This window comes from Proteus sp. G2609 (genome assembly GCF_963896135.1).
Classification (GTDB): Bacteria; Pseudomonadota; Gammaproteobacteria; order Enterobacterales; family Enterobacteriaceae; genus Proteus; species Proteus mirabilis.
On record NZ_CAWQNB010000001.1, the window covers coordinates 1 to 1,985 of the forward strand.

Annotated in this window: 2 protein-coding genes and 1 pseudogene; all 3 read right to left on the reverse strand. The window is 41.3% G+C overall.

The window, feature by feature from the left end:
• Window positions 1-766: pseudogene (locus tag AACV01_RS00005) on the reverse strand (RHS repeat-associated core domain-containing protein); the annotation flags it as partial.
• A 91-nt stretch (window positions 767-857) separates the two neighbouring features.
• Window positions 858-1,190, reverse strand: a complete 333-nt coding sequence (locus tag AACV01_RS00010; RefSeq protein WP_049196426.1) for a barstar family protein — start codon at window positions 1,188-1,190, stop codon at window positions 858-860.
• A partial coding sequence (locus tag AACV01_RS00015; RefSeq protein ID WP_161682163.1) for an RHS repeat-associated core domain-containing protein occupies window positions 1,190-1,985 on the reverse strand: 796 nt, incomplete at its 5' end. The genes AACV01_RS00015 and AACV01_RS00010, both read right to left, overlap by 1 nt.

Consider the following 1,985-nt stretch of genomic DNA (forward strand, 5'->3'; position numbering starts at 1 on the left):
TGTAACGGCGAGTCACCCGTCCTGCTTGCTGTTGCTGAAATAGCTGTAGCATCGCCCCTTGTGCTTCTGAAGGCACCATCGACGAGGACGGCGTTGTTAAGTGCTCCGTGATATTGAGGTTGTTATCATACAGGAATTTTTCGTCCTGATTACCCCATTGTGGACTGTATTGTGTCTTAGTGATTTGGTCATTGGCATTATAGTGATAACGTGTCTGTCGCCAGCGATCATCTTCAATTCCCACCACATTATAAGCGCGATCATATTGATAACTGCGGTGCACATCCGTACAAAATGGCGGTTGTTGGGGATGGGCTTGTATCGATTGTAAAAACTGCTCAGTGCCTCGCCCTGCTCGTTGATGCGCCAGTAAACCGGTAGCCGTATAGTGACTGGAATTGACAAATCCGGCGCGACTACGGCGTAAATACTCTTGTCCTACTGCGTTGTAGCTAAATTGATGTGGTGCATGCTGATTGACTTGCAGTGAAGTTAACTCCCCCTGCGCCCCAAAAGCATAATGCAACTCCCGTTCACCAAAACGGGTCAATGCCAGCGTATTATCAGCTTCATTCCATTGATGAATAATCTCTTGTCCATTAATACGTTCACTGCATAAACGACCTTGGTCATCATACTCAAATTCAACCACCGAGTCAGTATTAGTCGCTTTTATCAATTGTTGACGTGCGTTATAGCTATATTGAATCGTGGATAAGCAGCGGCTTTCTTGCTCATCTTCAAACCATTCGCTTTGTTCAACCACTAAGCCACTTTCATTATAGCGCCAACGCAGTTCATGGTTATCCGGATAAGAAGCCAGAAGATTGGAAGAGCTTCTGGCTTGATTAATTATTTCAATTTTTAGAAGGTAGCAATAATATTGAAGCCTCCTCTCCGAAAATAACACATCTTCTATTTATTTCTTGTATTGATAATAAAAAATCATAAAGTAAGTCATCTGCGATAGAGTTTATATTAAAAATTTCTAATAAAATACATTCATCATTTTTTATATGTATTGAAGTCATACCATCTTCTGGGATTCTTATGCTACTTAAACAGTCGATAAATGCATTAAAATTTTTTCCATAAAAATCAGGAAAACCAAATAGTGTTTTCATTATCATATGAAAATCATCAACATTCTTAATATTTTTGAAATCGATATTCAATTTAATTAAATTCATTATTTCCATCCTGACATATCTATTTTTATAAATGAGTCATAATGGTCATGGCTATAGAATGCATCGCCTGTTTTTGTATCTACTACAATACGTCTTGTCCCTCTATTTCCAACATTAGGTGTTTTAACCGTCCATTCTTTATAAGGTCCGCTTCCTGTATCAAGTCGTTGGCCATTCGGTGATATTCTGAAATTGTTTTCAAATGTGATACCATCTCTTTGGTAAGCTGGCCTATTTAGTTTGATATTATCAATAGTTTTTTGTAATTCTCTCATCTCTGCGGGACTCATATTATATCCCCACTTTTCTTGAATGATCGCGTGAGCCTGTTTAGGATTCTTTGCAAAGAAGCAACACGCCAGCCCAAACGGATCAACCCACCCCGTCGGACAATGCACATACCCATAGGGATTCAGCCCACCCAATAACCCTATGGGGTCTGGGGAAAGATACTGCCCTGTTTCCCTATCATAATAGCGAAAGCGATTATAATACAAGCCACTTTCTTCATCTTCATATTGCCCCGCAAAGCGAAAAGGACATTCGGTATAATTAGGGTCATTCTCCGCTTTACCGTCGCGGTAACGCCAAAACTGCATTTGGCCCCACGTATTCAACCTTCCTGCCCAACTGGCTTGTCCGCCTTCACTGAATATCTCTCGCGGGGTGCCTTGGTGGTCGGTGACCACATAGTGCAGTTTGCCCTGTTGATAACGTACGGTGGGCGTTATTTCTCCGGGTTGATACAGCCATTGAACTTGTTGCGCATTAGCAAGAGTGCCATCGGCATATATC